This is a genomic window from Allorhizobium sp. nf9_anc (assembly GCF_056323085.1).
The window spans coordinates 4,183,295-4,201,165 of sequence record NZ_CM150481.1 but is presented as its reverse complement, the minus strand read 5'-3'; the positions used below and the strand labels follow the sequence as shown (position 1 = coordinate 4,201,165).

17 protein-coding genes are annotated in these 17,871 nt (G+C 61.5%); 2 read left to right on the top strand and 15 right to left on the bottom strand.

Annotation, left to right across the window (positions count from 1 at the left end):
- Window positions 1-43: 43 nt before the first annotated feature.
- Window positions 44-937, bottom strand: a complete 894-nt coding sequence (locus AC02Y0_RS20450) for a GNAT family N-acetyltransferase (protein WP_476380858.1) — start codon at window positions 935-937, stop codon at window positions 44-46.
- A 145-nt stretch (window positions 938-1,082) separates the two neighbouring features.
- Here AC02Y0_RS20450 and AC02Y0_RS20445 point away from each other — a divergent pair, with 145 nt between their 5' ends.
- Entirely contained in the window at window positions 1,083-2,006 is a 924-nt protein-coding gene (locus tag AC02Y0_RS20445) for a tyrosine recombinase XerC (protein ID WP_476380856.1), read from the top strand.
- 90 nt (window positions 2,007-2,096) lie between these two features.
- The gene (locus AC02Y0_RS20440; RefSeq protein WP_476380854.1) at window positions 2,097-3,188 is read left to right on the top strand and encodes a TraB/GumN family protein; all 1,092 of its coding nucleotides are present in this window, start codon (window positions 2,097-2,099) and stop codon (window positions 3,186-3,188) included.
- On the opposite strand, the gene AC02Y0_RS20435 is transcribed toward AC02Y0_RS20440, so the two are convergent.
- The 14 genes from AC02Y0_RS20435 to AC02Y0_RS20370 all read right to left on the bottom strand — a co-directional run bounded on the left by AC02Y0_RS20435 (window position 3,169) and on the right by AC02Y0_RS20370 (window position 17,863).
- Window positions 3,169-3,669, bottom strand: a complete 501-nt coding sequence (locus tag AC02Y0_RS20435; RefSeq protein WP_476380853.1) for a DUF2867 domain-containing protein — start codon at window positions 3,667-3,669, stop codon at window positions 3,169-3,171. The genes AC02Y0_RS20440 and AC02Y0_RS20435 overlap by 20 nt on opposite strands.
- A gap of 17 nt (window positions 3,670-3,686) precedes the next feature.
- A complete protein-coding gene (locus AC02Y0_RS20430; RefSeq protein ID WP_476380851.1) occupies window positions 3,687-4,187 on the bottom strand; it encodes a cytochrome b in 501 nt (166 codons plus the stop codon).
- Between the two features lie 128 nt (window positions 4,188-4,315).
- Window positions 4,316-5,722, bottom strand: coding sequence for a dihydrolipoyl dehydrogenase (lpdA, locus tag AC02Y0_RS20425; protein WP_476380849.1), 1,407 nt, complete (start codon window positions 5,720-5,722; stop codon window positions 4,316-4,318).
- A 25-nt stretch (window positions 5,723-5,747) separates the two neighbouring features.
- Window positions 5,748-6,497: an SDR family oxidoreductase gene (locus AC02Y0_RS20420; RefSeq protein WP_476380848.1), complete on the bottom strand. Its 750-nt coding sequence runs from the start codon at window positions 6,495-6,497 to the stop codon at window positions 5,748-5,750.
- Window positions 6,494-6,988, bottom strand: a complete 495-nt coding sequence (locus AC02Y0_RS20415) for a hypothetical protein (protein ID WP_476380846.1) — start codon at window positions 6,986-6,988, stop codon at window positions 6,494-6,496. Before AC02Y0_RS20415 ends, AC02Y0_RS20420 begins: the two co-directional genes overlap by 4 nt.
- A gap of 8 nt (window positions 6,989-6,996) precedes the next feature.
- Window positions 6,997-7,410, bottom strand: coding sequence for an MAPEG family protein (locus AC02Y0_RS20410; protein WP_444556918.1), 414 nt, complete (start codon window positions 7,408-7,410; stop codon window positions 6,997-6,999).
- Between the two features lie 12 nt (window positions 7,411-7,422).
- The gene (gene odhB, locus AC02Y0_RS20405; protein ID WP_444556917.1) at window positions 7,423-8,652 is read right to left on the bottom strand and encodes a 2-oxoglutarate dehydrogenase complex dihydrolipoyllysine-residue succinyltransferase; all 1,230 of its coding nucleotides are present in this window, start codon (window positions 8,650-8,652) and stop codon (window positions 7,423-7,425) included.
- Window positions 8,653-8,709: 57 nt separating this feature from the next.
- Window positions 8,710-11,706, bottom strand: a complete 2,997-nt coding sequence (locus AC02Y0_RS20400; RefSeq protein ID WP_476380843.1) for a 2-oxoglutarate dehydrogenase E1 component — start codon at window positions 11,704-11,706, stop codon at window positions 8,710-8,712.
- A gap of 159 nt (window positions 11,707-11,865) precedes the next feature.
- On the bottom strand, window positions 11,866-12,768 hold the full coding sequence (gene sucD, locus AC02Y0_RS20395) for a succinate--CoA ligase subunit alpha (RefSeq protein ID WP_006724463.1): 903 nt from the start codon (window positions 12,766-12,768) through the stop codon (window positions 11,866-11,868).
- Window positions 12,769-12,786: 18 nt separating this feature from the next.
- Window positions 12,787-13,980 carry an ADP-forming succinate--CoA ligase subunit beta gene (gene sucC / locus AC02Y0_RS20390; protein WP_102020994.1) on the bottom strand — a complete coding sequence of 398 codons (1,194 nt, stop codon included), beginning with the start codon at window positions 13,978-13,980 and terminating at the stop codon, window positions 12,787-12,789.
- A 31-nt stretch (window positions 13,981-14,011) separates the two neighbouring features.
- The gene (mdh, locus tag AC02Y0_RS20385; protein WP_476380841.1) at window positions 14,012-14,974 is read right to left on the bottom strand and encodes a malate dehydrogenase; all 963 of its coding nucleotides are present in this window, start codon (window positions 14,972-14,974) and stop codon (window positions 14,012-14,014) included.
- Between the two features lie 162 nt (window positions 14,975-15,136).
- Window positions 15,137-16,312 (bottom strand): cell division protein ZapE, encoded by a 1,176-nt coding sequence (gene zapE, locus AC02Y0_RS20380; RefSeq protein WP_476380839.1) that lies wholly within the window; start codon window positions 16,310-16,312, stop codon window positions 15,137-15,139.
- Between the two features lie 60 nt (window positions 16,313-16,372).
- Window positions 16,373-16,900, bottom strand: a complete 528-nt coding sequence (locus AC02Y0_RS20375) for a protease inhibitor Inh/omp19 family protein (RefSeq protein WP_102021258.1) — start codon at window positions 16,898-16,900, stop codon at window positions 16,373-16,375.
- Window positions 16,901-17,083: 183 nt separating this feature from the next.
- Window positions 17,084-17,863, bottom strand: a complete 780-nt coding sequence (locus AC02Y0_RS20370; RefSeq protein WP_476380837.1) for a succinate dehydrogenase iron-sulfur subunit — start codon at window positions 17,861-17,863, stop codon at window positions 17,084-17,086.
- Between the last annotated feature and the right edge of the window lie 8 nt (window positions 17,864-17,871).

Below are 17,871 nucleotides of genomic sequence, written 5' to 3'. Positions count from 1 at the left end.
CCGGAAGAACAGAAAGAAAACAGGCTTTATGTGACGGAGGAGATCAGCGGAAGCTGCGGTCGGGATCGGCAGGCAGTTGGTGGACCGTGTAGTCTTCCAGCGCCTTGGTCACCTCGGCGGGATCACCGTCGAGCGCCTCGACCGGAATCAGATTACCGACGGTGAAATCGAAACGCCCGCCGCGCTTGTTCAGAAGCTCGTAAAAGACGGTCATGTCGCGCAGCTCTGTCGACCAGCGGGCGAACCAGTAGAACAGGCCAGAATTGCGGGCCTTCATGTTCACCGGCAGGATCGGCAGATTATATTTGCGCGCAAGTGAGATGGCCGACGTCTTCCAGGGCCGCTCGTTCAGCTTGCCCTCATCCCAATAGGCGATACGGCCGGACGGGAAGAGCACGGTAGCCCTGCCCTCTTCCACGGCCCGCGTGGTGAGCTTCAGCGTCTCGCGTGCCTTGAGCTTCGACTTGTGCTCTTCGCGCCATTCGACCGGGATGATGATTTCGGCAAGCCGCGGATTGACCCTGACGGCATCGCGGTTGGCGAAGAAGGTCATGTCGGGACGGGGATCCTTCAGCAGGTCATACATCGCAACCCCGTCGGCAATGCCGGTCGGATGATTGCTGACCAGGATGAACCCGCCGGATGACGGGATGCGATCGGCATGTCGGACCTGGATATCGAGGCCGAGAGCAGCGCTCAGATAGTCGAACACCTGCGGACCCGGCAGGTTGGCAACGTCATTGGCGAACTGGATCGCCTTGTCGTAGCGCAGAACGCTATAAAGGAAGGGCCGCATCGCGGGCCAAAGCGGATGCTCGACGAGCTTCTGCCCACGCTCGGCAATCAGCGTGTCGACGATATGCCCGGGGCGACCGTGGGAAAGAAGCGACAGGGTGTCGGTGACGCTTGCGAAGGTGGAGACGGGAGAGCGGCGCATCAGCAAATACCTCGCCAGAGTTCCAGAGGGGTTCTGGCAGCGATTTGTGATCCGATCATGACAGCCCCGATATTCGTCCTTCGTTAACCCTCCCGCGCCATCGTGCGAGGGCTGGCCGACACCCAACAACGCGGAAGGCGGGAAATTGATCCAGGCAGACGAAAAACTCCTAGGCGAACGCGCCGCCTGGCTGGAAAGCCTGGGCGCCGAGCGTCGGCTGTCGGGCAATACGCTGGAAGCCTATGAACGCGACACGCGGCAATTCCTTCAGTTCCTGTCCACGCATGTCGGGGGCATGGTGAAGATCCGCGATATCGAGGCGCTGCGCCCGGCGGATCTGCGCGGCTTCCTCGCCCATCGCCGCAAGGACGGGGCCGGTGCGCGAACGCTCGGTCGCCATCTGGCAGGCCTGCGCTCCTTCCTGCGCCACCTGGAACGCAAGGGCCTGGTCAATGCGGCGGGTGCGAGTGCGATCCGCTCACCGAAGCAGCCGAAGTCCCTGCCCAAGCCACTCAGCGGCCGTCAGGCTCTGGCCGTCGTCGCGATCGACACGCAGATGCACGAAGAGCCCTGGATCGCCGCCCGTGACGCAGCCGTGCTCTCGCTCCTGTATGGATGCGGCCTTCGTATCTCTGAGGCTCTCGGACTGACACCCGACGTTTTCCAGGGCAGGCCGACCAGCCTGCGCATCACCGGCAAGGGCGGCAAAATGCGGCTCGTACCGCTGCTACCTGTCGTCATGGAGGCGGTCGAAACCTATTATGGCCTCTGCCCTTATTATCTCGAAGGCGATGCTCCCCTCTTTCGGGGTGCCCGTGGTGGACCGCTTCAGCCGGCGATCATCCAGCGCGAGATGCAGAAGCTGCGCTCGGCCCTTGGCCTGCCGGATTCGGCCACGCCCCATGCTCTGCGCCATTCCTTCGCGACACATCTTCTGGGCAGTGGCGGGGACTTGAGGACGATCCAGGAACTGCTTGGCCATGCGAGCCTCTCGACCACGCAGATCTATACCGGCGTCGACAGCGCACGGCTTCTGGACATCTACGACCGCGCCCATCCGCGCGCCTGACGCGTCCCGATCGCGCCTGCGTTAACCAAGATCCTTAATCGAACGTGAGGGCGATCGCTCCTATTCTCCCCACTTCTGACAGGAGACGACATGAACGCGCATCGCCTTTTCACGCTGCGGCCGACCTTGCCGCGCCTTTCGCCGTCCGAGATCGGCCTCTGGATCGCTGGCGCGCTGCCGCTTGTGCTTGTCGCCCTGCTGCTGGCTACCCTGCTTGCAGTCAGCCCTGCCCGAGCCTCCGACACTGCCTGCCATGGCGAGAACCTGCTTGTGGCCATGGAAAAGGAAAAGCCGGAAGAGCTTGCGAAGATCCGCGCGGAAGCCGCCAAGGTGCCAAATGGCCAGGGTATCTTCTGGAAGGTCGAGAGGGAGGGCCTGAAGCCCTCCTACCTGCTCGGCACCATGCATGTCACTGATCCGCGCGTTCTCACCATGCCCAACGGCGCCCGCGAAGCGGCTGCAGCGGCAGATGTTGTTGTCATCGAATCAGACGAGATCCTCGACGAGCAGAAGGCCGCCGCTTCCCTGCTCATGCATCCCGAACTCACCATGTTCACGGACGGCAAGTCCGTGAAGGACCACCTCGACGCCGAAGAACTGGCCAAACTGGAATCCGGCCTGAAGGAGCGCGGCTTGGCGCTCGGCGCCGTTGCCCGGATGAAGCCTTGGATCCTCGCGAGCTTCGTTGCGCTCCCCGCCTGCGAGATGTCGCGCAAGGCAGCCGGCGCCTCCTTCCTCGACAAGCAGATCGCGGAAGATGCGGTCAAAGCCGGCAAGCCGATCGCCGGGCTGGAAACCCTTGTTGAGCAGCTCGAAGCCATGGCCGACCTGCCGGTCGACTTTCATTTCAAGGCTCTGATCGAGACAATCGCGCTCGGCGAGAAGATGGAAGACGTCATCGAGACGATGACCGAGCTTTATCTCGCCGGTGACATCGGCATGACCATGCCCATGCTGAAGGCCGTGGCCCCGACCGAGTCAGGTGAAGACGAAAGCGCCTATGCCGCCTTCGAGACGCGGATCGTCCGCGACCGCAATCTGGTCATGGCCGAAGGCAGCAAGCAGCATCTCGAAAAGGGCAATGCCTTCATCGCCGTCGGTGCACTGCATCTGCCGGGCGAAGAAGGCTTGGTCGAACTTCTGCGCGGCCAGGGCTACACCGTTACGCGGATCGACGGCTGAGGCCTTTCGAAGCGGCAAAGCGCTTCAGGAAGGTCTTCACGATCAGCTTGTGGAACGGCGTGACGACAAGGATGTAGATCCGGCCAAACAGATTGTGTCGATTGACGAGCGTCGTCAGCGACACGTGTTGATGGCCGGCACCCTCTGGCTCGACCGTCACGATGATCCGGAAATCCAGATGCTTGTCGTTAAAGCCGAGCAGGACGCGCTCGCCATCATGATCAATCACCGGAAAGCCGCCGATCTTATCCTGGCCGGTCAGTTCAAGCTCAGCCGATTTTAATCCGAAGAGACCGACAATCCGATTGCGGATCTTGAGCAGAACCCCGACCCAGCGCGGCGCTCGACCCATGAGATCCCTCGCGACCTCCATAGGATCGAGGTCGGACCGATCTAGCCGCACTGCGTAGCTATCAGCCCAGTCGGCCTCGGGAAGGTCGTGATGCGGAAGCGTCACGCGCTGTTCGACGACAACACCCATCCTGTCCCCCTTAGCGATCACCCCCGCGTCATGCGCTTGGCGACCGGCGTCTTCCAGTAGAACTGATGTATCAGAAGCGCCAGGATGTGCACTGCGATCAAAAGCCACATGAGGCTTTTCAGCGGGCCACCATGCACGAAGCCCGCCGTCTCATTGCCGAAGTAGTAGGCGCCGATGCCGCTCAGCGGAATGAGGAAAAAGAGCGCGTAGAAGGTGCCATGCGCCAGCTTGGCAGCGAGTGCCAACAGCGGCGGCTCCTCGGCCGGCGCGGGTGGCGCACCGCGTGTCAGCCGGACCGCGAGCCGGACAAGCCCGAGACAGATCACGGCGATCCCGACATAGGCATGGATATTAGCGAAGGTCAGGTCCTCAGGCGAAGGGACCTCCCCGCGTTCATAGGCTTCGGCAACCTCCTCCATCGCATCGGAGAAGATGAGATTGAACAGGATGAGCAAGGCCATCAACCAGTGAAGGGCCTTCTGCGGGATGGAATAGGAAGCGGGCGCGACATGGGCCATGGTCTTGCCTTTCGGGAGGAGCAAAGGGAGGCACTGACCACGCATGATAAAGGCCGCCGCTTGAGGCACAAGCGACGGCCTTCAACCTTACCGAAATATAATCATTGACCTATGTCAGGTCAGCTGGCTCACATATGCAGCGGCTTGAAGAAGGTCGCGAGAGCGGCTTCCTTCACGGCTTCCGACATGGTCGGGTGGGCGTGGCAGGTGCGGCCGAGATCTTCCGACGAACCGCCGAACTCCATCAGCACGGCAGCCTCGTGGATCATCTCGCCGGCGCCGAGGCCGATGATGTGAACGCCGAGCACGCGGTCGGTGTCCTTGTCGGCGAGAACCTTGACGAAACCGTCCATCGCCTGCATCGCGCGCGCACGGCCGTTCGCCGTGAACGGGAACTTGCCGACCTTGTAAGCGACGCCTGCAGCCTTGAGCTCTTCCTCGGTCTTGCCTACGGAAGCAACTTCCGGCTGGGTGTAGACGACGCCGGGGATGACCTCGTAGTTCACATGGCCATGCTGTCCAGCGAGGATTTCGGCAAGCGCCACGCCTTCGTCTTCCGCCTTGTGGGCGAGCATCGGACCCTTGACCACGTCGCCGATGGCATAGATGCCGGCGACATTGGTGCGGTAGTGGCCGTCGATCTCGACGCGACCACGATTGTCCAGCGCAACGCCGGATTCTTCAAGGCCGAGACCAGCCGTGTAGGGCTTGCGGCCAGTGGCGACGAGCACCACGTCGGCGTCGAGCGTCTGGGCTTCGCCGCCCTTGACCGGCTCGAACGTGACCTTGGCGCCATCACCCGACTTGACCACGCCGGTGACCTTGGCGCCGAGATTGAATTCCATGCCCTGCTTGGCAAGGATGCGCTGGAACTGCTTGGAGACTTCACCATCCATGCCGCCGAGGATCGTGTCGAGATATTCGATGACGGTGACCTTGGCGCCAAGGCGCGACCAGACCGAGCCGAGCTCGAGGCCGATAACACCGCCGCCGACGACGATCATCTTGGCCGGGACCTTTTCAAGCGCGATGCCGCCGGTCGAGGACACGATGATCTTCTCGTCGATCTCGACGGCAACGCCCGGGATGCCGGCGACATCGGAACCAGTAGCGATAACGATGTTCTTGGTTTCGAGAACCTTGACTTCACCGGCGTCGTTGGTGACCTCAACCTTGCCGGCCCCGAGGATCTTGCCCGTGCCCTGAATGCCCTCAATCTTGTTCTTCTTGAAGAGGAAGGCGACGCCCTCGACGTTCGACTTCACGGTCGCGTCCTTGTGGGCCATCATCTTCGAAAGGTTCAGCGTTGGTGCGCCGACTTCGACACCGAGGTCCGCCATGCCATGAGCGGCCTGGTGGAAGACTTCCGACGCGTGCAGCAGGGCCTTGGACGGAATGCAGCCGATGTTGAGGCAGGTGCCGCCATAGGTGGCGCGCTTCTCGACGACGGCAACCTTCATGCCGAGCTGGGCCGCCTTGATGGCGCAGACATAGCCGCCGGGGCCGGAGCCGATAACGATGACATCATAAGACATGGGAAGCTTCCTTCGTTTTCGACGGTTACCGACCGCCGCTGACATTCAAGAGGGCACCCGTCACATAGGATGCCTGAGGCGAGAGGAGATAAAGAACGCTGTCGGCCACTTCGTCCGCCGTTCCGGGCCTTTGCATCGGCACGATGGGAGCCAGATCGCGCGCCCTGTCCGGCAATCCGCCGGATGCATGAATTTCGGTGTCGATGATCCCGGGCCTGATGGCATTGACCCGGATGCCTTCGGTCGCGACTTCGCGGGACAAGCCCACAGTAAAGGTGTCAACCGCGGCCTTGGCGGCGGCATAGTCAACATACTGGCCCGAACTTCCGATCACGGCGGCCATGGACGAGATGTTGACGATCACGCCACCCTGCCCGCCATGCTTCGTCGACATGCGCTTCACCGCTTCCGTGGCGCAGCGGATTTTGCCGATCACATTGACGGCGAACATGCGGTCGAGCCGCGCCCGGTCGAATTCCTCGACCCGCGCCGTGACATCGACCACGCCGGCATTGTTGACCAGACCATGGAGCGGTCCGAGGAGATCGGCGGCGGCGAAGATCGCGGCAATGCCCTCTTCGGTGGCGGTGTCGCCCTGCACAATCTCGGCCTTGGCGCCGAGCGTTCGGCAATCCGCGGCGACGGCCTCGGCGGCCGCCTTGTCCGAGCGATAATTGACGAGCAGGTCATAACCCTGCGCTGCGGCCTTGCGGCAGACGGCAGCGCCGATGCCGCGGCTGCCGCCGGTGACGAGAAGGAGAGGACGGCTGGTCATGAGGCGCATCCCTTGAACTCGAAGACATCCCATGGGGCGCTTTCCATGCCCTTGCCGACAGCAGACGACAGGATGGCCGGGCCAAAGCCAGGCAGGACAAGCACATCGGGCGCGTCGGCCCCTTCCGGCGGTAGAAGGTCGACATGGCCTGTCGCCTCGTCGATGCCGTAGACGATACCCTTCCAGACGGTGCAGGCGGCAATGGTTGCGCCAGTGACGTCGCCGTCCGGGCAATTGTTCATCAGCATGCCGACGGGCCGTTCGATCTCGGGATCGAACATCACATGACCATCAAGCTTGAACTTGCCGATTTCAGTCTTGAAACCATGGCTGACCGGCGTGTTCTCGCCGCTGGCCGCAGCAAAGACGAGCTCGACCCCGGTTTCGGCTTCGCGATAGGTGGCTTTCTCAATCCGGCAATCGGCGGCCGAGGCCGCGTGAGAGAACGCAAGCGCGGCAAGAAGAACGGCTGCTCCTGACGACGCGCCCATGCCTCACCTCAAAACGCCAGTGCGAGGAACATCAGGCCGAGGCCGGCCATAGCGCCAGTCCAGACGAGCGAGCGGATATAGGGGATGCCAGCCAGATAGAGCGGGTAATAGACGATGCGGCCGACAAACCAGATGATGGCGCCGATCAGAGCGAGGCCCGACGTCTCGCCTGTAAACAGAAGGCCTGCCGCAAGTGCGACGAAGGCCGGATAGGTCTCGCGGAAGTTCGAGGACGCCCGGGCAGCACGGCCGGCGAGTTTGCTCGCCGGCTGCTTGTCGTCGTCACGCGGGCCGGCATTCCACTCCGTGCCCAGCTCCTTGGTGGCGAGCATGCCCTGCAAGAGGACATGCGCGACCAGCAGGACCACGCTCCAGGCAAGGAGCAGGACAAGCGGAGAGGCGGAAGCGGATACCGGCTCCATCGTGAAATTTCCTTAGAGATCGAGAACCAGACGTTCCGGATCCTCAAGGCTTTCCTTGACGCGGACGAGGAAGGTGACTGCTTCCTTGCCGTCGACGATACGGTGATCGTAGGAGAGCGCGAGATACATCATCGGGCGGATGACGATCTGGCCGCCGACAACAACCGGACGCTCCTGGATCTTGTGCATGCCGAGGATACCCGACTGCGGTGCATTCAGGATCGGCGAGGACATCAGCGAGCCGTAGACGCCACCGTTGGAGATGGTGAAGGTACCGCCCTGCATGTCGGCCATCGAGAGCTGACCGTCACGTGCAGCCTTGCCGAGACGACCGATGTCCTTCTCGATTTCGGCGATCGACATCTGATCGGCATCGCGCACGATCGGAACGACCAGGCCCTTGTCCGTGCCAACGGCAACGCCGATGTGGCAGTAGTTCTTGTAGATGATGTCGGTACCGTCGATTTCGGCGTTGACGGCCGGCAGTTCCTTCAGGGCGTGCGTCACGGCCTTGGTGAAGAAGCCCATGAAGCCGAGCTTCACGCCATGCTTCTTCTCGAAGATGTCCTTGTAGCGGTTGCGCAGATCCATGACCGCCTTCATGTCCACCTCGTTGTAGGTGGTGAGCATGGCAGCCGTATTCTGGGCGTCCTTGAGGCGCTTGGCGATCGTCTGGCGCAGACGGGTCATCTTCACGCGCTCTTCGCGCGATGCGTCGTCGCCGGAAGAGGCCGGACGCGGAGCAGCGGGGGCTGCGGCAACAGCCGGAGCAGCCGTACCCTTGGCGATCGCAGCGAGCACGTCACCCTTGAGGACCTGGCCACGCTTGCCGGAGCCGTCGACGTCGGAGGTCGCGATGTTGTTGTCGGCAGCGAGCTTCGCGGCAGCCGGAGCGGCCGGCATGGCCGAGGGAGCAGCCGGAGCAGCGGCGGCCGGAGCAGGCGCAGCAGCAGGAGCCGGTGCTGCGGCAGGGGCCGGAGCGGCTGCACCGGCGGAGCCTGCAGCACCTTCAGCGATCTGGCCGAGAAGCGCGCCGAGACCGACAGTCTCGCCGTTCTGGGCGACGATTTCGGTCAGAACGCCCGAGACCGGCGACGGGACTTCGACGGTCACCTTGTCGGTTTCCAGCTCGACGAGGGGCTCGTCGGCCTTGACGGTGTCACCGACCTTCTTGAACCAGGTGCCAATAGTGGCTTCGCTGACGGATTCGCCGAGGGTGGGTACGCGGATTTCAGTGGCCATGATCTCAATTCCGTTGGTCAGAGAACGTTTCGGTCTGCGAGGGAGTGACGGGGCGGATCAACCGCCCAGTGCGTCCTCGAGGAAGGCTTCGAGCTGGGCAAGATGCTTGGACATCAGGCCGGTTGCCGGCGAGGCGGCAGCCGGACGACCGGTGTAGCGCACCCGCTGGTACTTGGCGTCGATATGGGCAAGCACCCATTCCAGATACGGATCGATGAACGACCAGGCGCCCATGTTCTTCGGCTCTTCCTGGCACCAGACCATCTCCGCATTGCGGAAGCGGCTGAGCTCGTTGATGAGCGCCTTGGCCGGGAACGGGTAGAGCTGTTCGATGCGCAGCAGGTAGACATCGTCGATGCCACGCTTCTCGCGCTCTTCCAGAAGGTCGTAATAGACCTTGCCCGAGCACATGACGACGCGACGGATCTTGGCATCCTTCTGCAGCTTGATCGGGCCGTCCTTGATGACTTCGGCATCGTCCCACAGCAGGCGGTGGAACGAGCTTTCGCCAGCCAGTTCGGCAAGGCTGGACGTTGCGCGCTTGTGGCGCAGCAGCGACTTCGGCGTCATCATGATCAGCGGCTTGCGGAAGTCACGCTTCATCTGACGGCGCAGGATGTGGAAGTAGTTCGACGGCGTCGTGACGTTCGCGACCTGCATGTTGTCTTCGGCGCACATCTGCAGCCAGCGCTCGAGGCGGGCAGAAGAGTGTTCCGGACCCTGACCTTCATAGCCATGCGGCAGAAGGCAGACGAGGCCCGACATGCGCAGCCACTTGCGTTCGCCCGACGAGATGAACTGGTCGAAGACGACCTGTGCACCGTTGGCGAAGTCACCGAACTGCGCTTCCCAGAGCGTCAGCGCATTCGGACGGGCCAGCGAATAGCCGTATTCGAAGCCGAGCACGGCTTCTTCCGAAAGCATTGAGTTGATGACTTCGTAGCGAGCCTGGTTCGGCGCCAGGTTGGCGAGCGGGATGTAGCGGTCTTCGGTCTCCTGATCGTAGAGAACCGAATGACGCTGCGAGAAGGTGCCGCGTTCGCAATCCTGACCCGACAGACGAATCTTGTGGCCGTCGAGGCACAGCGAACCGAAGGCGAGTGCTTCGCCCATGGCCCAGTCGATGCCTTCGCCGGTCTCGATCATCTGCGCGCGGTTTTCCATGAAGCGCTGGATCGTGCGGTGTGCCTTGAAGCCTTCCGGAATGGTCGACAGCTTGCGGCCGATCTCCTTAAGCTGCTTCATCGGCACCGCGGTCTTGCCGCGACGCTGTTCGTCGGCATTGTCAGCGGTCCGCAGACCCGACCAGGCACCATCCAGCCAGTCGGCCTTGTTCGGCTTGTAGCTCTGGCCGGCCTCGAACTCCTGCTCGAGATGGGCGCGCCAGTCGGCCTTCATCTTCTCGAGTTCGCCCTCGGTGATCAGGCCTTCGGCGATCAGACGCTCGCCATAGATGTTCACCACGGTCTTGTGGGCGCGGATTTCCTTGTACATCTTCGGCTGGGTGAAGCTCGGCTCGTCGCCTTCGTTGTGACCGAAGCGGCGGTAGCAGAACATGTCGACGACGACAGGCTTGTGGAACTTCATCCGGTATTCGGTCGCGACCTTGGCCGCATAGACGACGGCTTCCGGATCGTCACCGTTGACGTGGAAGATCGGCGCTTCGATCATCTTCGCGACGTCGGACGGATAAGGCGACGAACGCGAGAAGGCCGGATTGGTAGTGAAACCGATCTGGTTGTTGATGATCACGTGCAGCGTGCCGGCCACGCGGTGGCCGCGCAGGCCCGACAGGCCGAGAATTTCGGCAGTCACACCCTGGCCGGCAAAGGCTGCATCACCATGCAGGAGAAGCGGCAGAACCTTGGCGCGCTCCTTGAGCGGGATGACGTCGCCTTCCCAGACCTTGGCGAGCTGGTCCTGCTTGGCGCGGGCCTTGCCCATGACGACAGGGTTGACGATTTCCAGATGCGACGGGTTGGCCGTCAGCGACAGGTGAACCTTGTTGCCGTCGAACTCGCGGTCGGAGGAAGCGCCGAGGTGGTACTTCACGTCACCGGAACCTTCGACTTCATCGGGCTTGAAGGAACCGCCCTTGAATTCGTGGAAGACCGCGCGATGCGGCTTGTGCATGACGTTGGTCAGGACGTTAAGACGGCCACGATGGGCCATGCCGAGAACAACCTGCTCGAGACCTTCCTGGCCGCCACGCTTGATGATCTGCTCAAGCGCCGGGATCAGCGATTCACCGCCATCAAGGCCGAAGCGCTTGGTGCCCTTGTACTTGACGTCGATGAACTGCTCGAAGCCCTCGGCCTCGATCAGCTTCTGAAGGATGGCCTTCTTGCCGTTTGGCGTGAATTCGACGCCCTTGCCGGGGCCTTCGATGCGCTCCTGGATCCAGGCTTTTTCTTCCGGATTGGAGATGTGCATGAATTCGACGCCGAGCGTCGAGCAATAGGTGCGCTGCAGGATGTCGAGCATCTGCGGGATCGTGGCGTATTCCAGACCCAACACGTTGTCGATGAAAATCTTGCGGCTGTAATCGGCCTCGGTGAAGCCGTAGGCCGTCGGAGAAAGTTCGTTGTAATCGTCGACAGGCGCTGCGAGGCCGAGCGGGTCCAGCTTGGCATGCAGGTGACCACGCATGCGGTAGGCACGGATCATCATGATGGCGCGAACCGAATCGCGCGTTGCCTGCAGGACTTCAGCTTCGGAAGGGGCCTTGCCCGTCGAAGCGGCGGTCGCTTCAACCTTGGCCTGGACCTTCTTTTCGATGGCCTTCTCGACCACGCCCCAGTTGCCGTCGAGCGCGTTGACGAGATCGCCGCCCTCGGCGATCGGCCAGTTCTTGCGCTGCCAGGAAGCGCCCTTCGCGGCCTTCGTCACATCGGTCGGATTGTCGGCCAGCGCCTTGAAAAAGGCCTGCCACTCATCGGAGACCGAAGAGGGGTCTTCCTGATAGCGCGCGTAAAGCTGTTCGATATAGGCCGCATTCGATCCGTCGAGGAAGGACGTGATCAGAAACTGCTCGTTGGCTTCTTGCCTACCCATGGTGCTTCGCGAGCGTCTCGGCTCGCCTCCCGACTTGAATTGATGGCCGGATGCCCGGCCTGCCGCTCACGATCGCAAAAGCGAATCGTCTCAAATATGCGAAGTCCAGGCGAAGGATTGGGGGACCAACCCTTCGCCTGGCTTGATTTTCGTCAGGTCTCAGCCCTTGAGGACTTCGACCAGGGTCTTGCCGAGGCGTGCTGGCGAAGGCGAAACCTTGATGCCTGCAGCTTCCATGGCTTCGATCTTCGATTCTGCGTCGCCCTTGCCGCCGGAAACGACAGCGCCGGCGTGGCCCATGGTGCGGCCCTTCGGAGCCGTACGGCCTGCAATGAAGCCGGCCATCGGCTTCTTGCGGCCCTTCTTGGCTTCGTCGATCAGGAACTGGGCTGCATCTTCTTCAGCCGAACCGCCGATTTCGCCGATCATGATGATCGAGGTCGTGGCAGGATCGGCCAGGAACATCTCGAGCACGTCGATGAATTCGGTACCCTTGACCGGGTCGCCACCAATACCGACAGCCGTCGTCTGGCCGAGGCCTTCGTTCGAGGTCTGAAACACAGCTTCGTATGTAAGTGTTCCCGAGCGCGACACAATGCCGACCGAACCCTTGCGGAAGATCGAGCCCGGCATGATGCCGATCTTGCATTCTTCCGGCGTCAGGATGCCCGGGCAGTTCGGGCCGAGCAGGCGCGACTTCGACTTGTCGAGCTTCGCCTTGACCCGAACCATGTCCATGACCGGGATGCCCTCGGTGATGCAGGTGATGAACGGGATCTCGGCGTCGATCGCCTCGATGATGGCGTCGGCTGCACCAGCCGGCGGAACGTAGATGACGGACGCGTCAGCGCCGGTCTTTTCCTTGGCTTCGGCGACGGTCGCGAAGATCGGCAGGGTTTCACCCTTGGAGCCGGTCCAGTTTTCGCCACCCTTCTTCGGATGGATACCGCCGACCATCTGCGTGCCGTAGTAGGCTAGCGCCTGTTCGGTGTGGAAGGTGCCGGTCTTGCCGGTCAGGCCCTGAACGAGGACCTTGGTGTTCTTGTTTACAAGAATAGACATCAGTTAGGTCCCTTGAGATTAGCCGTTGATCGCCGCAACGATCTTCTTGGCTGCGTCGTCCAGATCGTCGGCTGCGGTGATCGCGAGGCCGGATTCGTTCAGGAGTTTCTTGCCAAGTTCGACATTGGTGCCTTCGAGGCGAACAACGAGCGGAACCTTTAGGCCGACTTCCTTCACGGCGGCGATCACGCCTTCCGCGATGACGTCGCACTTCATGATGCCGCCGAAGATGTTGACGAGGATGCCCTCGACCTTCGGGTCAGCCGTGATGATCTTGAAGGCAGCAGCCACCTTCTCCTTGCCAGCGCCACCGCCGACGTCGCAGAAGTTTGCCGGCTCCTTGCCGTACAGCTTGATGATGTCCATCGTCGCCATGGCGAGACCGGCACCATTGACCATGCAGCCGATGTTGCCGTCGAGGGCCACGTAAGCGAGGTCCCACTTGGAGGCTTCGATTTCCTTGGCGTCTTCTTCGGTTTCGTCGCGCAGTGCACGAACGTCGTCATGGCGGAACAGCGCGTTGCCGTCGAAGGACATCTTGGCGTCGAGCACGCGCAGATGGTCATTCTTCATGACGATCAGCGGGTTGACTTCGAGCAGGGCCATGTCCTTCTCGACGAAGGCCTTGTAGAGGATCGGGAAGAGCGCCTTGGCGTCTTCTGCAGCAGCACCCGAGAGCTCGAGAGCAGCAGAGATCTTGGCCACGTCAGCGGCGGTTACGCCAGCTTCCGGGTCGATCGCGATCGTGTGGATCTTTTCCGGCGTGTCATGCGCGACGGCTTCGATGTCCATGCCGCCTTCGGTCGAGACGACGAAGGCAACCTGGCCGACCGAGCGGTCGACGAGCAGCGAGCAATAGAGTTCCCGAGCGATGTCCGCGCCATCTTCGATGTAGAGGCGGTTGACCTGCTTGCCGGCGTCGCCGGTCTGGGCCGTCACCAGCGTGTTGCCGAACATTTCCTTGGCATGTGCCTTGGCCTCGTCGATCGAGAAAGCGAGGCGAACACCGCCCTTGGCTTCCGGCGACAGTTCCTTGAACTTGCCCTTGCCGCGACCGCCAGCATGGATCTGGCTCTTGACCACGTAGAGCGGGCCGGGAAGCTGCTTTGCGGCAGCTTCGGCTTCTTCTGCGGAGAAGATCGCCACACCTTCGGCGACCGGTGCGCCGAAGCTCTTCAGAAGAGCCTTGGCCTGATATTCATGAATGTTCATTGTCGTGTCCCTGTTTTGGGCGAAATGGCAATTACTTGAGAGCCGGCGCGATGTTGATGCAGGCTTCGCAGAGGCCGGCAACGGCGCCGACGGACTTCTGGAAGGCCTCTTCCTCGGCCTTGTTCAGGTCGATCTCGATGACGCGCTCGACACCACCTTCGCCGATGATGACAGGAACGCCGACATACATGTCCTTCACGCCATACTGGCCGGTGAGGTAAGCGGCGCAGGGCAGAACGCGCTTCTTGTCCTTGAGGTAGGACTCGGCCATTTCGATGGCGGAAGCAGCAGGTGCATAGTAGGCCGAGCCGGTCTTCAGCAGGCCGACGATTTCGGCGCCGCCATCACGGGTGCGCTGGATGATTTCTTCCAGACGCTCCTTGGTGACCCAACCCATCTTGACGAGGTCGGTCAGCGGGATGCCGCCAACGGTCGAGTAACGAGCGAGCGGCACCATAGTGTCGCCGTGACCGCCGAGAACGAAAGCGGTAACGTCCTGGACGGACACGTTGAATTCTTCAGACAGGAAGTGGCGGAAACGACCGGAGTCGAGAACGCCGGCCATGCCGACGACCTTGTTGGTCGGGAGGCCCGAGAACTTCTGCAGGGCCCAGACCATCGCGTCGAGCGGGTTGGTGATGCAGATGACGAAGGCGTTCGGGGCATACTTCTTGATGCCGGCGCCGACCTGTTCCATGACCTTGAGGTTGATACCGAGCAGATCGTCGCGGCTCATGCCAGGCTTACGGGCAACACCGGCAGTCACGATGCAGACATCAGCGCCTTCAATGGCGGCGTAATCGCTGGCACCGGACAGCTTGGCATTGAAGCCCTCGACCGGACCCGACTGCGCAATATCCAGACCCTTGCCCTGCGGGATACCGTCGGCAATGTCGAACAGGACGATGTCGCCCAGTTCCTTCAGACTGGCGAGATGCGCCAGCGTTCCACCAATCATTCCAGAACCGATAAGAGCGATCTTCTTGCGCGCCATTGTAGACTTCCTTTTGGATCCGCGACCAAGGCCGAGGGCGAGTGTTAGCCTGCCCTTGTGGACAAACCGCATAGCTCCAAAGGGTCTAAACCGCAAACGATAATTTTCGGTGTATCAATTTCAATCGGTTAGAAGATAAAATTCTTACGTAAACGTCAAATACTACGTCACAGCTTCGTCATGTTTGTCACGCTTCGACTGGTGTAGTTCGAGATAATCTGCGCTGCGCATCTCGAAAAGGCGTGAAACTGTACGATCGAATTCGAAGCCTTCGGTACCCTTCTTCTCGGTGAGGAGAGTCTCCGGCAGTGCGACTGCGGACGCAAAAAGCCGCACGCTGGCATCGTAGAGGGCATCGATCAGGATGATGAAGCGCTTCGTCTCGTTGCGTTTCTCGGGGCCGAGATGCGGAATGTTCTCCACGAAGACAACATCGAAGCGCTTGGCAATCGCCAGGTAGTCCGATGCCCCGAGTGGCTTCTCGCACAGATCGCTGAAAGTGAACCGGGCGCATCGGCCAGCGGCGCGGGGGATCTCGATGGTCCGCCCCTTCATGGCGATCGAGACCGGCTGCTCGGGAGAGCCCTCTGTCACACGCTTCCAGGCGATATCCATCATCTTGGGCGCGTCATCGAGCGGCGAGACGTAGACGGGGAGGCTCTCCATCTTCTCGAGCCGGTAATCCGTCGGCGAGTCCAGCGTCGATACTTGCACATTCTTCTTGAGCAGGTCGACAAAAGGCAGAAACAGCCCGCGATTGAGCCCGTCCCGATAAAGACTGTCCGGCTCGACATTCGAGGTCGCCACCAGCGTGCAGCCGCGGGCGAAAAGCTCGGTGAACAGCCGCGCAAGGAGCATCGCATCGGCGATGTCGGTCACCGTGAACTCGTCGAAGCACAAAAGCTGGGCTTCGTCGCGCAGGGCCGCTGCCACCGGAGGAACAGGATCCGCCTCCTTCGTTTCCCCGGCTTTCAACTTCTGCCGATGGGCATGGATGCGCGAATGCACATCGGCCATGAATTCATGGAAATGGGCGCGGCGTTTCTTCTCGACAGGCGCGAGCTTGAAGAACAGATCCATCAGCATCGTCTTACCGCGACCAACGCTGCCATGAATGTACAAACCCTGGATCGGGATTTGCGGCTTGCGCTTCTGGGCAAACATCCAGCCGAGCGCACTCTTTTTCGCTGCCGGCTTGCGCGCCTTGAACTCCGTCAGGATGCGGTCGAGCTTTTCAGCCACGCCGAACTGGTAACGATCAGGCTGAAGGGTCCCCGCCTCCGTCATCGCGCGCAACTGCTCGGCGACGCTCAAGCCGTAGTCAGGAACTGGCTGCATGGAATGATGTCCCGCCGGGTGGGTGGCCCGTCAAGGGCCACCGCTGGGATGAGAGATGAATCAGCGGCTCAGGCTGACCGGCTGACCGGAAGCGGTGCTGCCGTCGAAACGGGCATCGGCCGTCTTGTAGAGGCTGCCGATGGTATTGCCGTTGCGGTCCTTGAGGACAACCGACTTGCCCGAGACTTCCCAGGATCCCATTGCCGTGAGTTCGCCGGCGCAACCGCGGGTGCCGCCACGCGAACCACTGCCGAGATTGGTCAGCGTCAGGAACATGTCACAGCTCGATCCCGCACTCTGGACGCGCCAGTTGCCGACCATCGATTCCTTGGTGACATCGAGCGCGGTCGCAGGCGCACCAGCGGCCGGGTCGAGTGCTGCAGTCGTCGTGGTGGGCGCTGCCGGGAACTGGGCGGAACCTGCAGCACCAGGAGGCGGCAGCTGGCCCGACTGCACCGAAGGCACGGGCTGCGCCTGCAGCGGCGGAAGCGCACTGTTGGCGGCATTCATGCTGCTATAGGATGTGCGCTGGCAACCTGCGAGCGCCAGAAGGATGGCTGCTCCGGTGACTGCATGGCTGAATTTCATCATTATACTCCCGCTCTCGCGACCTGCGCCGCAACCTGCCGTACAACTGGGTTAGAAATATGTTACGCGAATATGGTTAATCAAGTTCCATCTCGCGTCCGATCGATAGCCGGCACTATACGGATAAATTAAGGCCGCCCGAAACAGTTCCCGGACGGCCTCTCAATGTTTTGACGATGTGGCTTAAGCGCGACGCTCGACCATCATCTTCTTGATCTCGGCAATCGCCTTGGCCGGGTTCAGACCCTTCGGGCATGCCTGTGCGCAGTTCATGATCGTGTGGCAACGATAAAGGCGGAAGGGGTCCTCGAGGTTGTCGAGGCGCTCGCCGGTCGCTTCGTCGCGGCTGTCGATCAGCCAGCGATAGGCCTGCAGCAGCACGGCCGGACCGAGATAACGGTCGCCGTTCCACCAGTAGCTCGGACAGGACGTCGAGCAGCAGGCGCAGAGAATGCACTCGTAGAGACCGTCGAGCTTCTGGCGATCCTCGTGGCTCTGCTTCCATTCCTTGGCCGGCGCCGGAGACACTGTCTTCAGCCAGGGCTCGATGGAGCGGTGCTGGGCGTAGAAATTCGTCAGATCCGGCACTAGATCCTTGACGACTGGCAGATGCGGCAGCGGATAGACCTTCACCGTCCCGTTCACCTCATCCATGCCCTTGGTGCAGGCCAGCGTATTGGTGCCGTCGATGTTCATCGCGCAAGAACCGCAGATGCCTTCGCGGCAGGAACGGCGCAGCGTCAGCGTCGGGTCGATATTGTTCTTGATGTACAAGAGACCATCGAGAACCATCGGACCGCAATCGTCGACATCGATGTAATAGGTATCGATGCGCGGGTTGGCGCCATCATCAGGGCTCCAGCGATAGACCCGGTATTCCCGAATGTTCTTGGCACCGGCCGGCTTCGGCCAGACTTTGCCTTCGGTGACCTGAGAGTTTTTGGGAAGAGCAAGTTCAACCATGTCCAGTT